Genomic DNA, 19,401 nt, shown 5'->3' with positions numbered 1-19,401 from the left:
CCATGCGACACGGCAAGAGATGGATCGCCGCCGCGGCCGTGCTGGCCACCCTCGCCGCCACCGGATGCAGCGGCAGCGGCGGGGGAGACGGCAAGGTCACCCTGAGCTACGCGACGTGGAGCGACGACCAGAAGCCGGCCATGGAGGCGATTGCCGAGGCCTTCGAGGACAAGCACCCCAACATCGACGTCCAGGTGCAGGTCCTGCCGTGGCCCGAGTACTGGTCGACCCTGCAGGTCGGCGCGGCCGGGCGGACGGCACCTGACGCGTTCTGGATGCTCGCCGACCAGTTCCCCGCCTACGCCAAGGGCAAGCAGCTGCTCGACATCACCGACGCGGTCAAGGCCGCGGGCGTGGACCTGGCCGCCTACCCCAAGGCCGTCCTCGACCTGTACGACGTCGACGGCAAGCTCTACGGCCTGCCGAAGGACTTCGACACGAACGGGATCTGGTTCAACAAGGCCCTCTTCGACAAGGCCGGTGTGCCGTACCCGAACGAGAACTGGACCTGGGACGACGCGCGGGCGGCTGCCCGTAAGCTCACGAACCCCGCCGCCGGGGTGTGGGGCATCGCCGCCCCGATCGACCGCCAGGGCGGGTACTACAACAGCATCTACCAGGCCGGCGGCAAGGTGATCGGCGACGACGGCAAGGCCACCATCGACAGCCCGGAAGCCATCGCCGGCCTGCAGTTCTGGACCCAGATGCACGCCGACGGTCTCTCGCCGACGCTCAAGCAGCTCTCGGACACGGAAGCGGTGCAGATGTTCATGGACCAGAAGGTCGCCATGTATTTCTCCGGCTCCTTCTGGGCCCAACGCCTCTACGGCGACCAGGCGCTGCGCCCGCACGTCGGCGTCGCGCCGCTGCCGAAGGCGAAGCAGCGGGCCACGATGATCAGCGGCATCCTCAACGCCGGATACGCCGGCACCAAGCACCCCAAGGAGCTGGCCGAGTTCCTGATCTTCGCCAGCGGCAAGGAGGCGGCCGTCATCCAGGCCAAGAGCGGTGCGGTGCTCCCCGCCTACCGGGACACCCAGCAGGGCTGGCTCGACGCGATGCCCGAATTCAACCTGAAGGTCTTCGTCGACGCGGTCGCCTACTCGGTGCCGCTGCCGATCGCCGGTGACGCCGCCAAGTGGACCGGCCTCGAAACCCAGTACCTCGGCCCGGCGTGGGAGGGCAAGCAGAGCCCCGCCGACGCCGCCCGCGCCTACAACACAGCGATCAACGAGGTCCTCGCACAGTGACCACCGACGTCGCCAGCCCTCCCTCGCGGCAGCGCACCCGCCGCCGCGGGGGAGGGCTCCTGCCCGCACCCGGCTGGGGCTACCTGATGATCGCCCCGGCGCTCGTCGGCCTCGTCGCCCTCTACGTCTGGCCGTTCCTCACCACCTTCGGCAAGAGCTTCATGGACGTACCGGCCTTCGGGCCCGGCACGTTCACCGGCGTCGACAACTACACCGACCTGCTCGGCGACGACCGCTTCTGGCAGGCCCTGCGCAACTCCGCGCTGTACACGGCGATCCTGCTGCTCGGCGTCCCCCTCGCGATAGTCCTCGCCGCGCTCATCGAGCAGGTCGGTCGCGGCCGCGCCCTCTACCGGGTGCTCTTCTTCCTGCCCGTCGTCACCCTGCCGGTCGCGGTCAGCATGGTCTGGCGCTTCATCTACAACGGCGACTTCGGCCTGCTGAACTACGTGCTCTCCCTGGTGGGAGTCCCCGGGCAGTACTGGGTCGCCGACGCCACGTTCACCATCTACGCCGTCGGCGTCGTCGGCATCTGGATGAGCCTCGGCATCAACCTCATCATCCTCGGCGCCGGACTCCAGGCGATCCCGCAGGACCTCTACGAGGCGTCCTCCCTCGACGGGGCGGGACGGGTACGCCAGTTCTTCCGGATCACCCTGCCGCTGCTCTCGCCGAGCGTGTTCCTGGTGACCGTGCTGACAGTGATCTCCGCGCTGCAGATGTTCGACCTGATCTTCGTCATGCTCCGCAGCGTCAACAACACCGCGCTCGCCGACTCGAAGACCATCGTCTACCTCTTCTACGAGAAGGCCTTCGTGGAATTCGACCAGGGCTACGGCGCGGCGATCGCGATCGTGCTCCTCATGGTGATCATGGCCGCCACCATCCTCCAGTTCCGCCTGCAGCGTCGGTGGGTGTTCTATGACTGATCAGATCCTGCGCAGCAGGCGTACGGACCGGGCGGCGAACGGATCGAAGGCGTCCCGCCACGGCGAATGGGTCATCCACGTCGTCCTCACCGCCGCGGCGGTGGTCATGGTGGCGCCGTTCGTCTGGCAGCTGCTCACCATCTTCAAGTCCAACCGTGAGGCGTCCCAGGTCCCGCCGACGTTCCTGCCCGAAGGCCCGACGACCGACGCCTTCGCCACCTTCTTCGGCTCGGTCCCGTTCTGGGCGCAGCTCACCGTCTCGCTCTCCGCGCTGGTGCTCCGGGTGATAGGGCAGCTCACCGTCTCGGCTCTCGCCGGCTACGCGTTCGCCCGGCTGCGCTTCCCCGGACGCAGACTCCTGTTCGGCCTCTTCATCGCCATGCTCATGGTGCCCAGCCAACTCTTCCTCATCGGGCAGTTCGAGATCATCCGGGACTTCCAGCTGCTCGACACCGTTCCCGCGCTGGCGATCCCCGGCATGTTCTCCGCATTCGGGATCTTCCTGATGCGCCAGGCGTTCATGTCGATCCCCGCCGGGTTCGAAGAAGCAGCCCGCCTCGACGGCGCCGGACCCCTGCGCACCTTCTGGTTCGTCATGCTCCCCATGGTCCGCCCGACCATGGCCGCGCTGGCCGTCCTCACCTCGCTCTACTCCTGGAACGACCTACTCTGGCCGCTCATCGTGACCCCACGCGGCGACAAACGTCCGCTCACCGTCGGCCTCGCCGGCCTGCAGGGGCAGTTCGGGACCGACTACCCGACCCTCATGGCCGGCGCGCTCGTCGCGTCGCTGCCGCTCATCCTGATCTTCCTGGTACTCCAGCGGCAGTTCTTCTCCGGAATCGCCAGCAGCGGCCTGAAGGGCTGACCCGTCGCCGGTCGGCGCCGGACCAGGCGCCGACCGGCGCGCCCGTCGGCTCGCCCGGACACCGGACGGACACCCGGGTGTTCGGCCGGACGTCCTTCCGGAACATGGTCCGGCCTTGCCGGAGCGGCGCTCGGGTTTCGGCGCGCTCGGGCGAGCCGTTCGGATCAGGCCTGCGGCCGGCTCGGGCGGCTGCGCAGGCCGGTGCCCCGCAGAGCAGAATCCTGGTGCAGGCGGCCGAGCCGGTCAGCACCACGGCCCTGGTTGCTGCGACCCGGGCTGCCGCTGGGCACCGTCGGTGGCACCTGCGTGTGCTGACAGAGGCCGGTCTGCTCCAGATGCGCCGCCCGGGCGGGGAAGCCTCCTACTTAGGACGGAAACGGCCCAGGCGCTCGTGACCGGCGCCTCGTCGTGCTGACGGGCGACGCAGGTCTACGCCGCCATCGAGCACGTGCGGTCACATCTCGAAGGCGGCATCGGCGTCCTGGTAGCCCTCGTGGCGGCGGCGGAAACTGCTCGGGCTCATCCCGTGGTGCTTACGGAAGACCCGCGAGAAATAGAACGCGTCGTCGAAGCCGAGTTCGGACGCGATCTCGGTGACCGACGCACCCGTCGTGTCGAGCAGTTGCCGCGCCCTCGCCATCCGCAGCGCGGTGTGGTGCGCCAACACCCCGCCTCCGGTCGCCCGGCGGAACAGGGTGCTCAGATGCGACGGCGACACCCCCACCAGCCGTGCCAGCTCCGGCACCGTCACCTTCCCGTCGAGTCGCTCGGCCAGGTGGCTCATCGCGCGCTGCAGCGGGTCCCCCGGTTCGGGAAGCACCCGGTCGACGCTGATCTGCGTCAGCAGCTTCCACGCCGTCCCCGCCGCGCCCAGCAGGCGAACAGGTGACTGGTCGCGCTCGATGGCGGTGACGATCTCGTCGAACAGCGCCACCGCCCGACCGATGGACCGCACCGGCACCACGGGCCGCTCGGTCGTCGCCTCCATGCACTCGGCGAGCTTCGACACGTCCGACCCCATCAGATGTGCCCACCAGATCGTCCAGGGATTGCGTTCGTCGGCACCGTATTCGTGGGCGACGCCACGGGGGATGACCAGCGCCTGCCAGGCCCCGACGCGATGCGTGCCCGAGCCGACGCGGGCCCAGCCCGAGCCCGAGGCGCAGACGATCAGTACCACCTCGGGGGTGCCTCGGGGGCGGTTCATCCGGTGGTCGGCGGCGTCCGGGTAGTACCCGGCGTCGGTGACGAGGAGCCGCCCTGTGATCGGGCGCCGCAGCGCCTCGGCGACGAGCGGACGCGGCACCGAGGCCAATCGCTGCCCGCGAAAACCCTCCTGGAGCGGCACGGCTCCATCGTGCGCGGTCACCAGCGGATTGTCCATGCCGTGGAGCCATCACGTGCGTTGGCCGGACGGGCGGAACACGCCACCGCGGGTTGAGGGGTTTCCTGGGACGCGGGCTCCGAGGCGGCGCGCGGCGCCGACCCGGAGCCCGCCGAGACACCTCACAGGTCGATGACGATCTTCCCGAAGACCGCGCCGTCACGCAGGACGGTGAACGCATCGGGCAGCCGGTCGAAGGCGATGTGCTCGGAGATCAGCGGGTGGATGTCGTGGTGGGCCATGAACTGCGCCAGCTCGCGGTGCATGGCGAGGCTTCCGACGGCGACGCCGCGCACGCTCAGCTGGTTGACGGTCAGCAGCATGGTGTCCGGCGCCTGCGGCGCCGGGTCGTAGAGGCCGACGACGGCCTGCTCACCGCCGGGCTCGAGCGCGGCCAGGCATTCGTTCAGGAGGCCCCAGCCAACGGTGTTGACGACCTTGGTGATACCCCCGGAGAGGGCCTTCGCCCGTTCACCCCAGCCCGGATCGGTGGTGTCGACGATCCCGGCGACCTGGAGTTCCTTCCATCGCGGGTCGTCGTGGCGGCTGCGCAGAGCGACGTAGACCTCAGCGCCCACGGCCTGGGCGAGTTGCAGTGCGTACAGGGCTACGCCGCCACTGCCGATGACCAACACCCGGTCGCCGGCCGTGACCGGGTTGGTGTCGAAGAGGGCGTTCCAGGCGGTGACGCCGGCCACCTGCAAGGTCGACGCTTCGCTGTCGCTCAGATGTGCCGGTGCGGCAACGAGGGTTCCGGCGTCGAGGATGACGTGCTCGGCGGCGGCGCCCGGGTCGTCGAGGCTGCCCGGCCCGATCCCGAACGGCACCGGACGCCCACCGATCCAGACAGGCGCGTGCCCCCGGGTGACCCGGTCGCCGACCTGCCACGCGGTGACGTCGGCGCCGAGGCTGTCCACCACCCCCGCCAGGTCCGACAACGGCACCAAGTCGGTGCCGGGCAGCCGCCCGAAGGGGCCGGAGAGGATGAGCCCGTCCCGGGCGTTCAGCGACAGCGCGGTCACCCGGACCCGGACCTGACCCGGTCCTGGCTCGGGGACGGCTACGTTCTCGACCTTCAGGCCGGCTGGGTCGGTGACGTCGGCCGGGATAACCCACTGCTTCATGCTGCTCTCCTCCGGAGGGGTCTTCACGACCCCGAGTTCACTAGTTGGTGACATAGCAACAACAGCACGCCCGCCCGAGGTATTTCAATCACTAGTGAGTGAACTAACCTTGACCCATGTCACCCCGCGACTCCGCCGAAACCCGCAACCGCATCCTGCAGGCCGCCATCGCCGAGTTCTCCGCCGTGGGACTCGCCGGAGCACGTGTGGACCGGATCGCCGCCGCCGCCAAAGCGGACAAAAAGCTGATCTACGTCTACTTCAATGACAAAGAGTCACTGTTCTCGGCAACCCTCGATCGGGTGCTGCAAGACCTGATCGAAGCCGTCCCGGTCGACGAGAAGGACCTGCCCGGCTTCGCCGGCCGGCTCTTCGACTACATCCACGAACACCCGGAGGCCCTGCGCCTGTCGATGTGGCGCCAACTGGAACGCCCCGCCCTGGGCCCGAGCAACGAGGCCGCGTACGCGGCGAAGGTGACCGCGATGGAGTCCGGCGACAACACCACCCGGATCAAGGGCGTACCGCCGGTGGACCTCCTCGTCCTGATTCAGGGGATGGCCGGTGCCTGGATGCACACACCACGGGATCTCCTCACCGCCGACGGCTCCGACCCCGACTCACCGGAACGGATCGCCACCCACCGCCAAGCCCTGATCGCCGCGGTCGAGCGCCTCACCCGACCCACGCACTGACCACCGATCGGCACCGGCTCGGGCCTGGCACCCGGTGTCACGTCCACCTGATGGAGCGGACTCCAGGTCGCCGAGGGCGGGCCGAAGGGGCTGCCGGCGGGCCCGAGCCTCCGTTCCCTTGTCGGCCCCGGCTGGTTAGATCACGCCGTGGCGACGGTGGAGGAGTTGTTGGCGCAGGCGGCGGCTGACCCGCAGGCGGCGGCGTGGAACGTGTTGTACGAGCGGGCCTGCCAGGAGGGGTTTCACGAAGCGGAAGCCGGCTGCATCCGCCGATCTCGAGGGCGTCGGCCTGCGACTGCATCGCATGAGCACCGAAGTGGGACAGCAGTCCGTTGCCGAAGCGGTCGCCCACGTGTTCGGCCGCGCCATCTGCACCCAGTGCGGTAGCACCTTCCGTGTATCGGACCAGGTCGAGCGCTATTAGCCCGGCGGCCAGGCACGTGGTTCCGCGAACCTCAGGACGAATGTCTCAGCTACGACGACCGCGAGCGCGAGCCGGTTCCGGTCACCGCCGGACCGTCGCCTAGGCTGCGTCGTCGTGGATGAGCCGCGCGGGTCAGGGGTGCTTCGTCATCAGTCGCTGCACGACGGGTTCGTGGCGGCGCAGGGGCCCCGGCAGGCCTTCGCCGAGGCGATCGATCGGCACATCGAGGAGCATTTCGGCCCGGTCGAGTTCGTCTACCACGAGATCGCCTCCCACCTTGTCGGTGTGCACGTCTACGTCGTGGGACCGACCGAGGAACGCCCGTACCGGACGCTCATCACCTCCGGGATGAGTGACCTGCCGATGACCGTTCCGGACGGTCACGACATCAGTCCGTACGCGGAACTGATGCTCAGCCTGCCGGCCGACTGGCCGCTGACCGAGGTGACCGGGCTGGGCGAGGAGCCGACCGGTTGGCCGGTGCGCGTGCTCAAAGAGGTCGCAAGACTGCCACACGAGTACGGAACCTGGATCGGCGAATGGCACTCGGTGCCGAACGGCGACCCGGCGCAGCCGTACGCCCCCGGCACCCCGTTCGCCGGGGTCGTCGTAACCCCGATGCTGCGGGTGTCCGCCGAGGCCCGGACGATCGAGGTGCCCGACGGCAGCCGGATCGCCCTGCTCGCACTGATCCCGCTGCACCCCGACGAGGTGGCGGTCAAGATCGAACGCGGGACCAGCGCGCTCATCGAGGTGCTCGACCGAGGTCACGTCACCGAGTTGCTCGACCCGGGCCGCCCCTCGTACGCCTGACGGCACGTGGCCCGTCCCCACGTCGCCGGTTGCCTCACTGCGACCGCACGTCGGCGCAGGGCCGTTGGCCGGGCATTGTAGCCCCAGGGAGCGGACGACGCCTTTTCAGGATTGAACCGGCTGGTCCGGCCCCACCACCGGCGACCATTCGCGCACCGACGTCACCTCGACGCCGGGCGCGGAGTAGTAGGGATCCTCGACGAGGATCTGATCCACCCTCGCCCGGTCCACGGTGAAGACGAGCAGGGCGCCCGAGTCGTCGGCCCAGGGGCCCGAGGCCAGCACCTCGCCTGCCGCGTACAGGGCGTTCAGCCGCTCCCGATGGGCCGGGCGGGCCTCGAGGCGCCGCGGGTCGTCGCTGAAGGTGAGCTCGACACAGATCATGAGCAGTACGGTAAACAGCCGACGGTCGCGCCGCTGTATCGCCGGATACAGTCCCCGGAATGACGGATCACGGCCTGGCCAGGGTGCCGATCTTCCGCACGCTCGACGGCGCCCGGCTCGACGAGATCGCGCGGCGGCACCCGGCCGGGACGGTTCCCGCCGGCGTCGTGCTGGCCCACGCCGGCGATCCGGCCGAACACCTCGTCGTGGTCGAGAGCGGCACCCTGTCCGCCGCCCACGACGGCCGTGACGGGTCCCGCGTACGGTTCGCGACGGTCACCGGGCCCGCCGTGGTGGACAAGGCGGCGGTGCTGGCCGGCGGCCCGCACCCGCTGACCTGGACGACCACCACCGTATGCCGTACCCGCCGGCTCCCGGCGAACCTGCTGCACCAGCTGATCGACACCGTGCCGTCGCTGCGTGACCACGTGCTGCGGCACCTCTCCGAGCAGGTGAACCGGGACCGGCGGGCCGTGGTCCGGCGGGCGTCCGGGCGGCCGGACACCCGAGTCGCGTCCTGGCTGCTCGAAGCCGGCCAGGGGAGGGCGGGCCGGGTCGCGCTGCCCGGCTCGCAGGAGGGTCTCGGCGAGGAGATCGGGCTGTCGCGGGTGAGCGTCAACCGGGCGCTACGCGGCCTCGCCGCGGCCGGTCTGCTGCGGGTGGAGCCGGGCGCGGTGGTGGTGATCGATCCTCGGGGTCTCGCCGCGCTCCGGGACGGCCGTTGACGGTGCCGCGCGCTCCAGATGGGTGGCTGGCCGGTGGCGTCTGGAGCGGAAGTCAGGGAGGCTTGCGCGCATGGTTTCGGTGGTGCAGAACGTGGCGATCGACTGTGCGGACGCCTACGAGTTGGCCCGGTTCTGGAGCCGGGTGACCGGCCGTCCGCTGGATCCGGAATCCAGGCCGGGCGATCGGGAGACTCAGGTGCAGCTGGCGGAGGGTCCGGTGCTCTATTTCAACCAGGTGCCCGAGCCGAAGACGATCAAAAACCGTATCCATCTGTGTCTGCGTCCGGAGACCTCGCGAGATCAGGAGGTGGAACGGCTGCTGGGCTTCGGTGCCACCTTCGTCGCCGATCACCGGAATCCTGACGGCTCCGGCTGGGCGGTCCTCGCCGACCCCGAGGGCAACGAGTTCTGCGTACTCCGCAGCGACTCCGACCGCGCCGCGACAAGTTCCTGACGCTCGCACGCCATCCTGAACGGGTTCGGACGACCGGCGGTCACACCGGTCGGCCGTAGGTGACGGCTTCGCGGACGAGCCGGGGCGCCCTCTCGGCGAGCTGCGTGTCGGGCCGAGCTCCCAGCGCGTCGTCGATGGTGGAGAACGCCAGCCGGAACGCGATCCAGGTCGTCGCCTCGAAGATCTCCTGGTCGTCGAGGCCCGAGTCGCGCAAGCGGTCGAGGTCGGCCTCGGTCGTGGCATTCGGATCCCGGACGACCTGCCGAGACCAGCCGGCCAGCGCGGCCTCCCGATCGGAGAGGTCGCTGTCGACGCCGCGTAGCACCCTCGCGGCGGTCACCTCGTCGCTGAGTTCGGCCAGCCGTGATCCCCACGCGAGCGCACAGTATGCGTCGCCACGGGCAGCGGCGGTGGCGGCGACCATGACGGCGACCTCCCGGGCCGACAGGCCGGATTCGGCCAGGAGATCGCCACGCAGGTCCTGGAAGGACGCCAGCACGTCCGGACGCCAGCTCCAGGCCCGGGTGAGGGTGTTGACGTACCCGTCTGAGGCGACGTCGGCCTCGTAGGCGGCGGTCACCGCCGGGCTCTGCGGCGGATCGGCGAGGAAGGAAGCCGGACCGTTCATCGCGTCAGTGTGCTGCACGCGGCGATCACCACCCAACGACAGGCGAGCGCGACGTGCCGGCCGCGGCCGGCGCACGGAATCCGGTTGCCGATGCGCAACGCGGCCCCATAGTGTGCGTTTCGCACCTCCCGGTGCGCAGGCAACGGCTCCTTCCGCTCAAAACGGGGAGACGCGGGTTCGAATCCCGCCGCCGCCTCTGGCGGTGTCGACCAGCGGCCCAGGTCACCTTGGCCCGCGAGGGCCGGTCGCCGTCGCCGACTCTGGTCTCGGGAGGCGCGTTCACGCCGCATGCCCGGTGCGCAGACGACGGATACTTCTCATCTATGGGTCGGGGGTTCGAGTCCCCTCCAGCCTGTCGGGCTGGTAGCTCAGATGGCAGAGCGATAGGACCTTCCGTCGCCGACTTCCGATCTCGGGCCTGCGGCGTGTTCTCTGTCCACGATCGCCGGACCGCAAACTCTGTTGCCCGGTCACCGATGCCGCGGCTAGCGTCACGCACGCACTTCCCGGTGCGAAGGTGACGGTTACATCTTGGAGGGGCCGCACGGCCTCGGTGAAGAGCTCGTCCGTCGCCGACTTCTGATCTCGGGAGGCGCCACCACACCGCATACCGGGTGCGCAGGCAACGGTTACTTCAGGGATCCGCGGGTTGGGGGTTCGAGTCCCCCGAGGCCTTCGGGCTGATAGCTCGACCGGACAGAGCAGCGGATTAGTCCGTCGCCGACTTCTGGTCTCGGGTATGCGCTGGGGTGGCGTCTTCCCGTCCTCGACGGGCATGGGGGACCTGATGGCCAAGTTCAACGTCAAGCCGCGCTCGACCCGGCACGAGACCGACGGGATCGTGACCGCCGAGGGCGCGCCCGGTTTCACCCGCGAGCCGCGCGCCGAGCTCTTCCTGCTGGGTGTGTCGAACATGGTCGGTGAGGACACCTTCTACGAGGGCGCCGCCGGCCGGGACGCCCGATTCCGCGAGTTGATCGCCGCTGTCGCAATCGCCGATCCCGAGTGGTTCGCCCGGTTCGTGCCGTGGCTGCGTACCGGCGCGATGCTGCGTTCGGCGGCGGTGGTGGCGGCCGTGGAGGGCGCCCGCGCGCAGGTCGCGGCGGGCGTGCCGGGATCCCGGGCGATCGTGGACGCGGCGTTGCAGCGCGCCGACGAGCCGGGGGAGGCGCTCGCGTACTGGCTGGGCCGTTACGGCCGGGCGCTGCCGAAGCCGGTGAAGCGAGGCATCGCCGACGCCGCCGTGCGGCTGTATCACGAGCGCAGCCTGCTCAAGTACGACTCCGAGAGCAGCGCGGTGCGGTTCGGTGACGTCATCGATCTGACCCACCCGACGGCCAAGGACGAGCGGCAGGGAGACCTGTTCCGGCATGCCCTGGACCGGCGCCACAAGCGCGACAACCCGATTCCGGCGTCGTTGACGGTGCTGGCCGGCCGGGCCGAGCTGATGGGTTTGCCGGTCGAGCAGCGCCGGGAGGTCATCGACCCGGCGGTGCTCGGGGCGGCCGGGATGACGTGGGAGGCGCTCGCCGGCTGGCGGCAGACCGCGATGGACGCCGCCGCGTGGGAGGCGATCATCCCGACCATGGGCTACCTGGCGTTGCTGCGCAATCTGCGTAACTTCGACCAGGCCGGGGTCGGCGACGCCGTCGCCGAGGCGGTCGCGGCGAAGCTGGCCGACCCGGGTGAGGTGGCGCGGTCGCGGGTGCTCCCGATGCGCTTCCTGTCGGCGTACAACGCGGCGCCGAGCCTGCGGTGGGCGTACCCGCTGGAGAAGGCGTTGCAGCAGGCGCTGGCGAACGTGCCCGCCCTGGACGCGCGGACCCTGATCCTGATCGACACGTCGGGGTCGATGACCAGCGCGTTCAGCAAGGACGGCACGCTGCGTTGCTGGGACGCGGCCACGGTGTTCGGCCTCGCGCTGGCCGCCCGGGCGCACGACGCGACGGTGGTCTCCTTCTCCAACGCCAGCCGGGTGTTCCCGTCGGTGGCGGGGGAGTCGGTGCTGGCGGCGGTGCGCCGGTTCAAGGACGGTGGCTACTTCTACGGGGGCGGGACCGAGACCGAGAAGGCGGTGCGGGCGCACTACGGCCGGCACGACCGCGTGGTGATCCTCACCGACGAGCAGGCGCACTGGCACCGCTCGGAGGATGTGGCGGCCGCGGTGCCCACGGAGGTGCCGGTGTACACGTGGAACCTGGCCGGTTACCGGGTGGGGCACACCCCGACAATCGGGAACCGGCACACGTTCGGCGGTCTCTCCGACGCGGCGTTCGCGATGATTCCGCTCATCGAGGCCGGGTCCCGCGACCAGTGGCCGTTCTGACGTCCGTTGCGGCGTCGGTCTCCTTGGGGCCGACGCCGCAACGTGGCGTCACCAGCCCGTGCGGGGATGCGCGATGACCGGCGGTTCAGAGTAGTGTTGGCGGCATGTCGAGCCCTGAGGCATCCAGGGTGGGGGCTTTCGGTCACGCCGTCAGCCCCCTGAACCACTAAGTTCTCAGCCCGCACCCTGCCAGTTGGTGCTGGCCGGGATCCTGCGTGCGCCCGTAGGGCTGGCCGCGGTGACGAGACGTCTCCTCGTTCTCTCTCACCTCGGAGATCCTGATGCCTCTGCCGCTCTATCTGCTCGCCGTAGCTGTCTTCGCGATGGGCACCTCGGAATTCATGCTGGCCGGCCTGGTGCCGGACATCGCCCAAAGCCTTGATGTGTCGGTCGGGAACGCCGGGCTTCTGACCTCGGCGTTCGCCGCCGGGATGATCGTCGGCGCGCCGCTGATGGCCGCGCTTGCCCGCCGGTGGCCCGCCCGGACGAGCCTGCTGGGCTTCCTGCTGGTTTTCGCCGTGGCCCACGTCGTGGGCGCTCTCACCACGAGTTTCCCGGTTCTGATGATCACCCGGATGGTCGCAGCCCTGGCCAACTCGGGCTTCCTGGCTGTGGCGCTGAGCACGGCGGTCACGCTCGTGGCACCTGATCAAAAGGGTCGCGCGCTGGCGGTGCTGCTCTCGGGTACGACGATGGCCACTGTCGCCGGGGTTCCCGGCGGTGCGGTGCTCGGCGCGGTGCTCGGCTGGCGGGCAGCCTTCTGGGCGATCGCGTTGCTGTCGGTTCCCGCTGCCTACGGCGTGGTGAGAGGCATACCGGCGCGTGCCGGAACGGCCCCTCGGGGCGCTCTGGCCGGGCTGTCTCTTCGTGGTGAGATCGCCCAACTCGCAATGCCCAAGCTGGTTCTGGTCATGTTGCTCGCTGCTCTCGTGAACGCCGCCACTTTCGCCACGTTCACCTTCCTCGCTCCGCTCGTCACCGGCACCGCCGATCTGGGTGAGCTGTGGGTCCCGGTCGTGCTGGTGCTCTTCGGTGTCGGCTCCTTCGCGGGCGTCAATCTCGGGGGGCGGCTCGCCGACCAGCATCCCGGCGTCGTGATCGGAGCGGGTGGCCCGTTGCTGTTGCTCGGATGGGTGGCGTTGGCGGGTCTTGCTGCTCAGCCGGTGGCGCTTCTGCTCCTCGCGTTCGTGCAGGGCACGCTCTCGTTCGCGTTGGGCAGCACCCTGATCGCCAGGGTGCTTTATGCGGCAGCGCACGCTCCGACCATGGGAGGTTCGTATGCGACCGCGGCGCTCAACGTCGGTGCTGCCGGTGGCCCCGTCGTCGCGGCGGCGACCCTCGGGACCGGTGCTGGTGACCTCGGCCCGGTGTGGGCCAGCGGCTTCCTGGTCGCGGTGGCGCTGCTTGTCGCCCTGCCGTTCCGGCGATTCATCGCGCCCCGCGTCGGCCGAAGCGATTCGATGACGGTCAAGGAGCAGAGTTGAGTCGCCGACCCTGCGCCCGCCGGGTCACCTCGGGGAGACGCTCACGGCCGCGTCTTCGAGGCGGGCCAGTTCGTTCCACGCCGCCTGCCGGCCCGTGTCGACAGCTCCGCGGAGCAGGTGGGGGCGGCGCTCCGTACGGCCGATCCTCGCGCTGCCCAGCGGCGGGCGGATCTGCAGGGTCGCGGGGTGCGACGCCAGCAGCCGCTCTTCCTCCGCCCGCATGGCTTCGCGGTGCAGCCACGTCTCGGTGGCGCCCGGCGCGCGTCGGGCGAACCACCGCGACATCAGCAGGCGTTCCGCGCGCGACGGCGCCGAGGCGATCTCGTCCGTACGTCGGGTGCGCAGCGCGACGATGTGGGTGGCCTTCTGCGCGAGGGCCGTTCGCACCGGGACCGCCTCACTCAGCCCGGCGTCGACGAACGTCCGGCCGTCGATCTCGATCGGTTCGCCGGCGAGGAGCGGCATCGCGGTCGACGCGCGGAGCGCGGCCTGCAAGCCGGCTCGGTCGTGGATCTGCCCGTGCAGGTCGACGGGCTGGCCGGTGAGCGCGTCCGTGGCGATCGGGTGGAACTCGATCGGGCTGTCGAGTACCTCCTGGAAGCCCAGCGGCAGGATCTCGGTGTAGACGGTGTGGATGAGGAAGCGGGTGTCCACGATCGGTTGGCGGCGCAGAGCGCGGGTCGGGTTGATGGTCGTCCGCATGATGATCGGGTCCCACCAGGCGTGCTGGCTGCTCTCGGCGCGGCCGCAGAGCAGCCAGGCGGCGTTCAGCGCTCCCGCGGAGCTGCCGTAGACGGCGTCGAACAGCGGTAGGAGTCCGAGTTGTTCGATGGCGATGGTCATGCCGCTGGAGTAGGCGCCGCGCGAGCTGCCGCCCTCGATCAGGAGGACCAGGCGCGCGTCGTCGCTGCGTCGGCCGGGGAGGCTTGCCTGTTGCTTGCGGTCGCGTAGCAGCTGAAGGACAGTGTCGGTCACCGTTGCACCTGGTTTCCTGTCTGTGCCGGGTTGGTCCGGGAGCCGCCCGGGTGGGTGGAGTGTGAGCGTCCCGGATTCGGCAGCCGCCACCACGATCAGCAACGCCACCTGCCGACGGTAACGCGCGCCCGGCCGACGGGGGAGTACGGGCGGCCATCGTCGGGCTTCCCATCGATGAAGGTTGCTGTCACGATGGGTGGGCAGTTCGAAGGTTGTCGACATGTGCGGGTGGATGGTGCTGGGTTGGTCGATTCCGGCGACTGTGAGTGGTGGCCGAACAGAACCCAGATTCGTACGGAGGACGCGTGATTACGAGAAGGCGCCTGCTCGTCGCCGCCGGTGTGGCGGTCGTCGCTGCCGGACCGGCGGCCCGCCCCGCCGCGGCCGCGTTGCCGCAGGTCGACATGGAAGCGCTCATCAAGGCGGCGCAGATCGATCCCCGCCGGCCGGACACCGCCCTCACCGACGGGGCCAGGGACAGCGTGCTGCTGGTGGAGCGCGCGCTTCAGGCCAAGGGGTTGCTGTCGTCGACCTATGTCGACGGGCACTTCGGCACCAGCACCGTCGCCGCGTACGCCGCGTACCAGCGGTCGCTCGGCTACACGGGCCTCGACGCGACAGGCCTGCCCGGGGTGACGTCGCTGCGGCTGCTCGGCGAGCAGCGCTACGCCGTGGTCAAGGCGCTCTCGCCCGGCAGTGTGGTGGGCCTGCGTGGCGTGCAGGTCAACACTCGGACTCGGGCGATGCTCTTCGAGGCCGAGCGTCTGCTCGGCTGGCAGCTCACCATCACCCAGGGCTCGTACAACGCGGGTGTGGACGCCTCCGCTGGCACCCACGACGGCGGAGGCGCGCTCGACCTGTCGGTCAGCGGGCTCTCCTCGGCCACCCGGACGGAGGTGCTGCGCCGGCTGCGTACGGTGGGCTTCGCCGCCTGGCTGCGGACGCCGGAGCAGGGCGACTGGGGGTACCACATCCACGCCGTCGCGCTCGCCGACACCGACCAGTCCACCGGCGCCCGGAACCAGGCCGGCGACTACTACCTCGGCCGCAACGGGCTGGCGAATCGGGGCTCGGACGACGGTCCGGTGGTCAGCCCCAAGCGCACCTGGGAGGAGTATCAGCGCACCCTTTGACCCGCGGCGGCCCGGTCCGCGGTACGACCGGACCAGCGCCCACGCCGGGCGCCCGGACACCCGACCCGTGGTGAGCAGGCGACGGCAAGCCGGTGTGAACCCGCGCGGCGGGCAACTGTCGTCGGCCGTACACCTGCTGTTGGTCGACCGCGATTAGCTTTCGCTGGACCGCTACAAATCCACCCGAAAGTGAATCAACATGAGCGCAATCCTCGTCAAGATCGCCGTGGAGGTGCTGGCCAGCGTGCTGGTGGGCCTCATCATCACGCTCGGCCGCCGGATGTTCCGCGCCGCCTGATCGCCGGCCCCATCCGGCGGACCCCGACGAAGGCCCTCAGGGCTCCGCTCCGATCATGCCCTCGTCATCTGCGTCGGAGCACGGCGTAGACCATCCTGCTGCTGGCGAACTCGGAGACGGTCACGAGTTCCCAGCCGAACGACTCGAGCACCTCCGCGGCCGCCAGGGCTTGCGTGACCTGATCGCTGCCGATTCCGCGGTGGGACACGACGGAGAGCAGTCGGTGGGGGTATCCGCGGAGGTCGGCACGGTCGGTGAGGACTGCTTCGGCGGTCACCGTCCGGGTGCGCGCGACTTGTTCAGGCGTCTCCCGGGTGGCCACACGTGGCACCCTAGCCGCCGGCTGCGCGGGCCCTCCCGGAGGGCGGCTACGGGTATTTTCGTGTCGTGCCTGACACGTTCCGTCGATCCAGCGTGGTCGCCGCCTTCGTCGCTCTTCTCGCGCTCGGCGGCTGCGACGGCGACGTGCCCGGCGCGGCACCCACCGGTCCGGCTCCGGTGTCGACCGGCGTCGGGAGCACGCCCTCTTCCGCCGTCGAACGTTCCTACCGCGCCGTCGACCTGGACCTGTGCGCGCGCACGAGCCTGGAGCCGCTCGCGGATCTGGCGCTGACGGTCACGCGGACCGACCCGAAGCCACCAGTCGGGAGGCCCGGCGCGGCCTGTCTGTTCGAGATGCGGACCAAGGCCGGCTATGCGGCGAACCTGCGCGTCGAGGCGTCGACACCCGCGACCGTCGACGAGGCGCGCCGGCTCTACCGAGGTACGCAGCAGGCAACGGGCATGACGGCGGTCGGCTCGATCACCGATGTGGGGGACGAGGCGGAGGCGTTCACCAAGCAGTCCACGCCGGGATTCAAGTACGCCGAACACATGGTGCACGCCCGCAGCGGCAACCTGGTGGTGAAGGTGTGGCTTGCCGTCGGTGGTGAGTCGTACGCTCCGACGTCGAGTCTGGCCGCCAAGTCGCTGGCGATCCTGAGGGCGACGCAGGAGGCCGTACCTACGGCCTGACTCGCGCCGCGCGATCACGTTCGAGAGGCACCGGCCGTCCACGCCGCGACAGGCCGCCGCGTCGGTGGATTCATCCGCGTACGGCGTGCGGCCACTGTCCCTGGGGCAGCTTCGAGTAGTCCCCGACCTGGGTGGCGATGTCCCGCACGTTGCCGAGCGCCTCGACGAATCGTTGCCCGATGCTGAGCAGGTTGTTGAGGCCGGCGGTCACGATGTCGCCGACGGATTCGGCGAGGGTCGAGACGGCCCAGGGTAGGTCGACGACGGTGCCCGCCTCGGTCGCCGCCTGCGCCAGCCTGCCCGCGAGACCGGTGACGATTTTGGCGAGCTCCACGGCGTAGTCGACGTTGGTCTTAGCGATCTTGAACAGCCATTGACTGATGAACTCGGACTTGAGCACCGTCTCGTCGACGGCGGCCTTCTGCTTGACGGTCTTGGCGTTGTAGGCGCTCGCCGCGTCGCCCGTCCACTTGGCGAGGTTTTCGTCGGCCGGCTCGGTGGTCACGAACGACAGGTCCGAGAGGGGGGTCTTCACCTCGTTGACCCAGCGGAAGCTGATGTTGATCAGCGAGAGCACAGGGAGTTGATGTTCACGCGCCTTGTCGACTCGGTCGAGGACCGCGTCGAGCGCCGCGTGGACGCGGCGTACGCCTCGAAGAGCGCGTCGGCGAACCCGCTGACACCCACCTGACTGTGCCACGCGGGCCCGACGGTCACCTCCTCGACCTGACCGTCCTCGTCGACGAACACGGCGATGGAGCCCGTCGGGTCCCGGCCACTGTTCACGGTGCGCTGCCGGCGGGTGTCCGACTCCCGCAGGGCGTACTCGGCCTGCGCCCGCAACTGCGCGTCGGTGCCGAGGAAATCGAGGCTGGCCAGGGAGAGGCGTACGTGTTGTCTGTCTCTCTGCATCGGCCCCAAACCCATCACGTCGACCGGCGCGCGAGCAGATCCGCGTAGCAGAACTAGAAGGTACGGCAAGCCGAGCGCTCTGTGGGGCCCGCGGGAAGCCTGGTCCGCGGCGCCGCCCTCGGCCGGGGGACACGCCTGGCCACCCGGTCGGCGCCGCCACGGAGATCCGTGACGCCGCCGACCGGGTGTACGTCGAACTCCCGATGATCCTGGTGGGGTGTCAGTCGCAGATCAGGTCGTCGAGCAGCGCCATCTCCCGCTGCATCACCGCCGAGGCTCGGTCCGGGTCGGCCAGCACCGTCGCCCGGTAGAAGACCGTCGAGCGGCGCCCGTCCGGTGAGACCGCGTTGAGGGTGCTGACCCCGGGCATGTCGCCGAAGTGCGCCCAGTACCCGCCGCACCGGTTGGGGATCCACATGATGCCCAGCCCGTAGGCGATGCCGGGCCGGACGCCCTGGACCGTCTCGGCCAGCACGGTTCGGTGCAGCTCGGCCAGCTGTCCCGGCCGCAACAGCTGGCCGCGCCCCAGTGCCTGCCAGAAGCGGGCCAGGTCGGTGGTGGTGCTGACCAGGCCGCCGGCCGAGGCCGCCACGGTCGGATTGAAGACGGTCGTGTCGACCAGCGGCTCGCCCGGCGCGAACTGCTGGTACGCCTCGGCGTGCGGCTGGGGCAGAGTGGGTCGGTCGCCGGGGTAGAACGTGTGGGTCAGGCGCAGCGGCCTCAGGATCCGGGAGCGCACCTCGGTGTGCCACAGGTGTCCGGTGACCCGTTCGATGAGCATCCCGGCCACCAGGTAGTTGGTGTTCGAGTAGCTCCAGTGCGTGCCGGCGGGGAAGAGCGGCGGATGCCGTATCGCCATCGCCACCAGCTGCGCCTCGGTGTAGCGGTCGAAGCGGTGCGCCAGGAACTCGTCGGCCGACTGCAGGGCGTCGAGGTCGCCGGTGGGGTCGTAGAGGCCGCTGGTGTGCTGCAGGACCTGGCGTACGGTGACGTGCCGGCCGTCGTTGCCGTTGCCGTCGATGACGCCGGGCAGCCAGCGTTCGATCGGGTCGTCCAGCCTGATCCGGCCCTCGCCGACGAGTTGCAGCACCACCACCGACACGAAGGTCTTCGTCTCGCTGCCGATCCGGAAGTACCCGTCGACCGGCATCGGCGCGCCGGTGTCCACGTCGGCCACGCCGCTGCGGGCCTTGGTCACCCGGCCTCCGTCGCGGACGACGCCCTGCGCCCCGGAGACGCCGAGGGCGTGCAGATCGTCGAGGCCGTCCTGGAGAACCGTGGCCGTGGACCGCTGATCCGGGGCCGGCGGCGCGGCGGCCGCGACCCCACCGCCGACCGCCGCGGCCAGCACCGCGCCGGCCGTCACGGCCGCCACGATCCTTCGCCACCTGCCCGCCCTGCGGGCTGCGGAACGTGCGCTCACATCGAGGCTCCTTCCGGGGAGATTGACTGTGCCTCGACCGTACGAAGAGCATCGATGGCCCTACCAGCCGGTGAACCCGAAGCCTGACCTGGGGCTAACCCCACCACTGTGCACGGAGCCGCGTGGCCGGCACGGGTAGGCGGAGCGCCGGTGAGAGG

20 protein-coding genes are annotated in these 19,401 nt (G+C 70.1%); 11 read left to right on the top strand and 9 right to left on the bottom strand.

Features of this window, described 5'->3' with window-relative positions; translation table 11 throughout:
- Positions 1–2: 2 nt before the first annotated feature.
- The 3 genes from E1211_RS06525 to E1211_RS06515 are packed head-to-tail and all read left to right on the top strand — an operon-like array spanning position 3 to position 3,047.
- Entirely contained in the window at positions 3–1,250 is a 1,248-nt protein-coding gene (locus tag E1211_RS06525; RefSeq protein ID WP_132346425.1) for a sugar ABC transporter substrate-binding protein, read from the top strand.
- On the top strand, positions 1,247–2,179 hold the full coding sequence (locus E1211_RS06520) for a carbohydrate ABC transporter permease (RefSeq protein WP_243709377.1): 933 nt from the start codon (positions 1,247–1,249) through the stop codon (positions 2,177–2,179). Before E1211_RS06525 ends, E1211_RS06520 begins: the two co-directional genes overlap by 4 nt.
- Positions 2,172–3,047 (top strand): carbohydrate ABC transporter permease, encoded by an 876-nt coding sequence (locus E1211_RS06515; RefSeq protein ID WP_132346423.1) that lies wholly within the window; start codon positions 2,172–2,174, stop codon positions 3,045–3,047. Before E1211_RS06520 ends, E1211_RS06515 begins: the two co-directional genes overlap by 8 nt.
- Before the next feature lie 454 nt (positions 3,048–3,501).
- On the opposite strand, the gene E1211_RS06510 is transcribed toward E1211_RS06515, so the two are convergent.
- Positions 3,502–4,416 (bottom strand): AraC family transcriptional regulator, encoded by a 915-nt coding sequence (locus E1211_RS06510; protein ID WP_207915279.1) that lies wholly within the window; start codon positions 4,414–4,416, stop codon positions 3,502–3,504.
- A gap of 137 nt (positions 4,417–4,553) precedes the next feature.
- Positions 4,554–5,555 (bottom strand): NAD(P)-dependent alcohol dehydrogenase, encoded by a 1,002-nt coding sequence (locus E1211_RS06505; RefSeq protein WP_132346421.1) that lies wholly within the window; start codon positions 5,553–5,555, stop codon positions 4,554–4,556.
- 116 nt (positions 5,556–5,671) lie between these two features.
- Between E1211_RS06505 and E1211_RS06500 the strand changes: the two genes are divergently transcribed.
- Together E1211_RS06500 and E1211_RS06495 are read left to right on the top strand one after the other, a co-directional pair.
- Positions 5,672–6,250, top strand: coding sequence for a TetR/AcrR family transcriptional regulator (locus tag E1211_RS06500; protein WP_132346419.1), 579 nt, complete (start codon positions 5,672–5,674; stop codon positions 6,248–6,250).
- A 538-nt stretch (positions 6,251–6,788) separates the two neighbouring features.
- A complete protein-coding gene (locus E1211_RS06495; protein WP_243709376.1) occupies positions 6,789–7,487 on the top strand; it encodes a suppressor of fused domain protein in 699 nt (232 codons plus the stop codon).
- A gap of 105 nt (positions 7,488–7,592) precedes the next feature.
- Here the strand turns inward: E1211_RS06495 and E1211_RS06490 are convergent, their stop codons facing one another.
- Positions 7,593–7,871, bottom strand: coding sequence for a YciI family protein (locus E1211_RS06490; RefSeq protein WP_132346417.1), 279 nt, complete (start codon positions 7,869–7,871; stop codon positions 7,593–7,595).
- 59 nt (positions 7,872–7,930) lie between these two features.
- Between E1211_RS06490 and E1211_RS06485 the strand changes: the two genes are divergently transcribed.
- Together E1211_RS06485 and E1211_RS06480 are read left to right on the top strand one after the other, a co-directional pair.
- Entirely contained in the window at positions 7,931–8,596 is a 666-nt protein-coding gene (locus tag E1211_RS06485) for a Crp/Fnr family transcriptional regulator (protein WP_132346415.1), read from the top strand.
- Between the two features lie 70 nt (positions 8,597–8,666).
- Entirely contained in the window at positions 8,667–9,050 is a 384-nt protein-coding gene (locus E1211_RS06480; protein WP_132346413.1) for a VOC family protein, read from the top strand.
- 40 nt (positions 9,051–9,090) lie between these two features.
- On the opposite strand, the gene E1211_RS06475 is transcribed toward E1211_RS06480, so the two are convergent.
- The gene (locus E1211_RS06475; protein WP_132346411.1) at positions 9,091–9,678 is read right to left on the bottom strand and encodes a carboxymuconolactone decarboxylase family protein; all 588 of its coding nucleotides are present in this window, start codon (positions 9,676–9,678) and stop codon (positions 9,091–9,093) included.
- A gap of 739 nt (positions 9,679–10,417) precedes the next feature.
- Between E1211_RS06475 and E1211_RS06470 the strand changes: the two genes are divergently transcribed.
- Together E1211_RS06470 and E1211_RS06465 are read left to right on the top strand one after the other, a co-directional pair.
- Entirely contained in the window at positions 10,418–12,004 is a 1,587-nt protein-coding gene (locus E1211_RS06470; RefSeq protein WP_207915278.1) for a TROVE domain-containing protein, read from the top strand.
- Positions 12,005–12,285: 281 nt separating this feature from the next.
- Positions 12,286–13,488, top strand: a complete 1,203-nt coding sequence (locus E1211_RS06465) for a Cmx/CmrA family chloramphenicol efflux MFS transporter (protein ID WP_132346409.1) — start codon at positions 12,286–12,288, stop codon at positions 13,486–13,488.
- A gap of 24 nt (positions 13,489–13,512) precedes the next feature.
- On the opposite strand, the gene E1211_RS06460 is transcribed toward E1211_RS06465, so the two are convergent.
- Positions 13,513–14,463 carry a patatin family protein gene (locus E1211_RS06460; protein ID WP_132346407.1) on the bottom strand — a complete coding sequence of 317 codons (951 nt, stop codon included), beginning with the start codon at positions 14,461–14,463 and terminating at the stop codon, positions 13,513–13,515.
- 305 nt (positions 14,464–14,768) lie between these two features.
- Between E1211_RS06460 and E1211_RS06455 the strand changes: the two genes are divergently transcribed.
- Positions 14,769–15,596 (top strand): peptidoglycan-binding domain-containing protein, encoded by an 828-nt coding sequence (locus E1211_RS06455; RefSeq protein WP_207915276.1) that lies wholly within the window; start codon positions 14,769–14,771, stop codon positions 15,594–15,596.
- A gap of 362 nt (positions 15,597–15,958) precedes the next feature.
- Here E1211_RS06455 and E1211_RS06450 read toward each other — a convergent pair whose 3' ends face one another.
- Positions 15,959–16,216 (bottom strand): transcriptional regulator, encoded by a 258-nt coding sequence (locus E1211_RS06450; protein ID WP_132346405.1) that lies wholly within the window; start codon positions 16,214–16,216, stop codon positions 15,959–15,961.
- A 92-nt stretch (positions 16,217–16,308) separates the two neighbouring features.
- Here E1211_RS06450 and E1211_RS06445 point away from each other — a divergent pair, with 92 nt between their 5' ends.
- Positions 16,309–16,908, top strand: coding sequence for a hypothetical protein (locus tag E1211_RS06445; protein WP_243709375.1), 600 nt, complete (start codon positions 16,309–16,311; stop codon positions 16,906–16,908).
- 70 nt (positions 16,909–16,978) lie between these two features.
- On the opposite strand, the gene E1211_RS06440 is transcribed toward E1211_RS06445, so the two are convergent.
- The 3 genes from E1211_RS06440 to E1211_RS06430 form a co-directional block, all read right to left on the bottom strand.
- A complete protein-coding gene (locus E1211_RS06440; RefSeq protein ID WP_243709374.1) occupies positions 16,979–17,485 on the bottom strand; it encodes a hypothetical protein in 507 nt (168 codons plus the stop codon).
- Positions 17,473–17,820: a hypothetical protein gene (locus E1211_RS06435; protein ID WP_132346403.1), complete on the bottom strand. Its 348-nt coding sequence runs from the start codon at positions 17,818–17,820 to the stop codon at positions 17,473–17,475. The genes E1211_RS06440 and E1211_RS06435 overlap by 13 nt, the downstream gene beginning before the upstream one ends.
- Before the next feature lie 220 nt (positions 17,821–18,040).
- Entirely contained in the window at positions 18,041–19,195 is a 1,155-nt protein-coding gene (locus E1211_RS06430; protein WP_243709373.1) for a serine hydrolase, read from the bottom strand.
- Positions 19,196–19,401: the final 206 nt, after the last annotated feature.

Source organism: Micromonospora sp. 15K316 (genome assembly GCF_004348525.1).
Taxonomy (GTDB): domain Bacteria; phylum Actinomycetota; class Actinomycetes; order Mycobacteriales; family Micromonosporaceae; genus Micromonospora.
Note: the sequence above shows the minus strand (reverse complement) of the source record. Positions and strands in the feature narration are given on the sequence as shown.